This window comes from Flavobacterium sp. UBA4854 (assembly GCF_002399805.1).
Lineage (GTDB): Bacteria > Bacteroidota > Bacteroidia > Flavobacteriales > Flavobacteriaceae > Flavobacterium > Flavobacterium ginsengisoli.
This window is the reverse complement of record NZ_DHEI01000158.1, coordinates 2,421-6,475: the sequence shown is the minus strand read 5'-3', so window position 1 is coordinate 6,475 and position 4,055 is coordinate 2,421. Positions and strand designations below refer to the sequence as shown.

The window sequence follows — 4,055 nt, the reverse complement described above, 5'->3', positions numbered from 1 at the left end:
GAAACTATCATTTTTCAAATTTTAACATTACAATAAGAATAAAACGACAAAACAATCGATTAAAAGCAAATTTTATCGATTAAATACATTTTTTTATTTTTTAAATTCAAAATTTCTTACATTTACATTGTTATGAATACAGTTGGCAATAAATTCATAGTAAAGAATTTTACGGTGCTTTAATTAATTTAATAATAATTCAGGCATAACAATTTTGAATTTTACTCGTTATGTTGTTGTTTTGTGTTACAAAATGAAATGGGAAAGCCGAAAACCAAAGAGAGTAGGCAAAATTAAAATACAAATACCACGCTTTATGAAAGCATTTTTACCCACGATCTGCTTGATGTTCTTAACCTTATTTAGTTCGCAAGCGCAAACTAATGCTCCAGCCGCAAATGCAAATCCATTTCCTACTATTAGTACATTGACGACTTGGGCAAGCTTAAACTCACAACAGCAATTTGATGTTGCTATTCGTGCAGTTGGGTTTAAGTTTGAAGTTAAAGAACCAGGTGAAGGATCTACAGCTTATACCTACATTCGCAAAGTAACTGTTAACGAAGTAAACTATACAGATAGAATTGTATATAGAATTACAAACAATAATTCTGCAAGTATCATTTCTTTAGTAACCGCTTCTACTGATTTAGTTAGTTTATACACACCACAATTAGCAAGCTTTAAAAACAACAACTGTAAAACAGAAATGTCTAAGGACAAAAACACAACTTGCAGCTGTTACGAAAGTGCAAATTTTGCCATTGATCTTTGCGACGAGCGTGTAAAATTAACTATGGGTGACGGAAATAAATACTTTGTTTCTGTAGCTAAAAAATAATATTTTTTAAAATATTACTTCTTTAATTAATTCCAAATCTTTACTGACTTTTAAGTATGTAAAGATTTGGAATTCGTTTTTATAGTAAGTTCGGATTTTTAAGTTCATACCAAACTTCTAGTTCTTCTTCGTATACGAAAGAATTCACAAAATGAAAGCCCAATTTCTCTAGAATTTTTCTTGAGTTTTCGTTTCCTGCATCTGCGTAAGCATAAAGCACTTCTACTTTCATTTCATTAAAAGCATGATCAATAAAAGCTCTTCCAGCTTCAGTTGCGTAACCTTTACCCCAATGTTTTTCGATAAAACGATATCCTAACTCGTAAAAGTTTTTATGATTATTTATCTCGTCTGTAATAAACTTTATTCCAGACCAGCCAATAAATTCATTTGTTTCTTTTAAAACAACAGCCCAACGTCCTGTTCCTAGATCTTTGTATTGTTTCTGAACAAATTTGATATATTCAATACTTTCATCAATATGTTTTACAGGTCTATTTCCAACAAATAAATGCACATTCGGATTAGAATCCAATTCGAACATTCCTTCAGCATCAGAAAGTTCAAGTTCCCGTAAAATTAGACGTTCCGTTTTAATTGGATTTTTCATTTTAGTTTAGTTTAAAATATAACGTGTTACTACTTCAGCAACACCATCATCATTATTTGAAGCTACAATTACATCGGCTTTATCTCGTAACTCAGGATTAACGTTATCAACCCAAACACCTAAACCAGCATATTCTATCATTGTCAAGTCATTTCCTGCGTTTCCTACAGCTATAATTTCGCTTTGATGAATTCCGAGCTGTTCAGCCAAAAGTTTCAAGCTCGCGGCTTTATCAATTCCTTGTTGTGCTGCTTCTAGAAAAAATGGTTTAGACATCGAAACGCTTAAATGTGGCATGGCCTCCATCAAATCTTTTTCTAACGTCTTTAAATACGCTGGATCTTGCAATAAAATACACTTAACCGCCGGTCTGTCTACATAATCTTTAAAGCTTGAAACTTTGTGATGTGCCATTCCTGTGATTTCTTTTTCGACCTCAATAAATTCAGAATCCGTTTCACTAATGATTTGATCATCTAAATAAGTAATGATATGTGCCTTCTTTTCTACACTATAATCGTATAAAGCATGAATTTGCTCTACCGTTAACTTTTGCTCAAACAAAATAAAATCATCTTTTACACGGCTAATTATTGCTCCGTTAAACGAAATCATATACGAATCGTTTTTATCCAATTCCAACTCCTTTGCATAAGCCGTCATTGCTGTAGTTGGTCTTCCTGAAGCCAAAACCACATATACGCCTTTTGCCTGAGCTTCTAAAATTACTTTTTTATTTAAATCTGAAATTCTATGATCGTCTGTCAACAAGGTATCATCCATGTCGAGCACTAACATTTTGTATTGCATTTTTTTTAGTTTTCAGTCGCAGCCACAGTTTTCAGTTTATATTGTGACTAAAAACTGTGACTGAAAACTTTTAAAGACTCATTCTAAATTCTTCTATAACTGGATTTGCTTTTGCGAAATCTGTTTCTTGTATAAAAACCTCAACAGCTAAATCCGTTTGACCAAAACCTCCCAAACGAGCCGATTGAATATTATCTTTTTTTACTGTCTCTACTCCAGCTTCTTCTAATCTTTCTTGCAAAGCAATTGCTAATACTTCGCTTCCCGAAAATACTTTCATTAATCCCATAGTATTCTTTATTTTATTCTAATATTTCTTTTAATTGTTTTTGAAAATCTTCATTTTCGTTAACACCTATATGTTCTTGATATTTTAATGGATAAAAATAAGCATTTGATTTTAAAAGCTTTTTTAACCTTATTGAATTTTCAAAAGGAATTAACTGATCGCTAGTTCCATGAAAAATATAAATTGGACTTTTTACTTGTGGCAGATATTCATTAGTTTCCAAACTAAACTTTTTCATAAAATCAGGAAAAAAAGGAACTCTTGAGCTTGATAATTCTAAAAAGTTATAATACGGAGCCTGAAGAATCAATGCTTTTGCTTTACTTTCTAAAGCTAATTTTACCGCAAAACCAGAACCTATAGAATAGCCTGCAATTATAATTTTATCTTCAGAATATCTTTTTGAAATACTTTTATATACAATTGATATATCTTCCGTTAATTGTTCTTCATTTTCAATTTCGCCTTCACTTTTTCCGAAACTTCTATAATCTAAAATAAAAATATCATAACCTAATGATGTGTATATTTTTGCAATTTTACCCCAAGTTTCAAGTGTTCCAGCATTCCCATGAAGGTAAAAAACAAGACCTTTTGACTGTTTTGCCTTAAATAATAATCCGTTCAAAATTGTTCCATCAAACGATTTTATATTTATTTCTTCAAATTTTTGCTGATAATCAAACTTATAATCTTTAGGCAATCGAGAAGCGTGAAAAACTAACCCTACCTGATTAAAATACACATAAGAAATCGCTAAAACATAAAGAACGAGAAAAAAGCACAAAAGTACAATTGACAAGAATTTAAGTGTTTTAAAAATTTCCATTGATTGATTTCTGATTAAATTTAAGTAAAAGTGGCAGTTTACAATACTGTTACTGTAAACTGCCACTGCAAACTGTCACTATATATTACTCTTCTTCAATATCGTCGTCCTCTTCATCAAGTTCCTCTCCGTCTTCATCCATGTCAAACAAATAAGGTTCTACCATGATTTTATCTGCCAAAATTTCGATACGTTCGGTCAAAGCTTCAGAAAAGATAATTCGCTGCACTTTGGCAATACTGTTTGAAATACGTGTAATTTTTGGATCGTGACGCAGTTTCAAAATCGGATCAGCATCATCCACAATAAACATTTTTAGGCGATTTACATTGTACCCCGCTGTACTAAACATATCGTTTAATTTAGTTGGTGTTCCAATTAAAACATCGACTCCTGTAGAAACATAGTTTTTATCGTAATCCATGTCGCCTTTTTCATTTACACCATAAATTTCCAAATCGGTGTATTTCCCATATTTATTAAAAAGCTCAACCATTTCCAGAACCTTTGCTTTGTCTTCAACAAAAATCAGAGCTCGAGGAGATTCTTCTGTTTGTCCAGCCAATTGCTGAATTACATTTAAAACAATTGTAGTAGTTTTTCCACTTCCCTTTGGAGAAATAATAACACAGTCAGCACCACTTTTTATGGTAGAAAAAGTTTCCAACTGCAAAGC

6 protein-coding genes are annotated in these 4,055 nt (G+C 31.7%); 1 reads left to right on the top strand and 5 read right to left on the bottom strand.

Going from position 1 to position 4,055, the window contains the following annotated elements; genetic code table 11:
* Positions 1-316 precede the first annotated feature (316 nt).
* Entirely contained in the window at positions 317-841 is a 525-nt protein-coding gene (locus B3J44_RS22540; RefSeq protein ID WP_198858300.1) for a hypothetical protein, read from the top strand.
* A gap of 79 nt (positions 842-920) precedes the next feature.
* Here B3J44_RS22540 and B3J44_RS22535 read toward each other — a convergent pair whose 3' ends face one another.
* The 5 genes from B3J44_RS22535 to B3J44_RS22515 form a co-directional block, all read right to left on the bottom strand.
* Entirely contained in the window at positions 921-1,451 is a 531-nt protein-coding gene (locus tag B3J44_RS22535; RefSeq protein WP_286971563.1) for a GNAT family N-acetyltransferase, read from the bottom strand.
* Positions 1,452-1,457: 6 nt separating this feature from the next.
* Positions 1,458-2,261 (bottom strand): Cof-type HAD-IIB family hydrolase, encoded by an 804-nt coding sequence (locus B3J44_RS22530; RefSeq protein ID WP_198858364.1) that lies wholly within the window; start codon positions 2,259-2,261, stop codon positions 1,458-1,460.
* 70 nt (positions 2,262-2,331) lie between these two features.
* Positions 2,332-2,550, bottom strand: a complete 219-nt coding sequence (locus B3J44_RS22525; protein ID WP_091133675.1) for a putative signal transducing protein — start codon at positions 2,548-2,550, stop codon at positions 2,332-2,334.
* Positions 2,551-2,563: 13 nt separating this feature from the next.
* Positions 2,564-3,379: an alpha/beta hydrolase gene (locus B3J44_RS22520; RefSeq protein WP_286971562.1), complete on the bottom strand. Its 816-nt coding sequence runs from the start codon at positions 3,377-3,379 to the stop codon at positions 2,564-2,566.
* A gap of 85 nt (positions 3,380-3,464) precedes the next feature.
* Positions 3,465-4,055: DEAD/DEAH box helicase (locus tag B3J44_RS22515; RefSeq protein ID WP_286971561.1), on the bottom strand; the 591-nt coding region annotated here is incomplete at its 5' end.

Excerpts from the sequence above, each read along its gene's own strand:
- B3J44_RS22540 (WP_198858300.1), top strand. The coding sequence starts at position 317 with ATGAAAGCATTTTTACCCACGATCTGCTTGATGTTCTTAACCTTATTT.
- B3J44_RS22535 (WP_286971563.1), bottom strand. The coding sequence starts at position 1,451 with ATGAAAAATCCAATTAAAACGGAACGTCTAATTTTACGGGAACTTGAA.
- B3J44_RS22530 (WP_198858364.1), bottom strand. The coding sequence starts at position 2,261 with ATGCAATACAAAATGTTAGTGCTCGACATGGATGATACCTTGTTGACA.
- B3J44_RS22525 (WP_091133675.1), bottom strand. The coding sequence starts at position 2,550 with ATGGGATTAATGAAAGTATTTTCGGGAAGCGAAGTATTAGCAATTGCT.
- B3J44_RS22520 (WP_286971562.1), bottom strand. The coding sequence starts at position 3,379 with ATGGAAATTTTTAAAACACTTAAATTCTTGTCAATTGTACTTTTGTGC.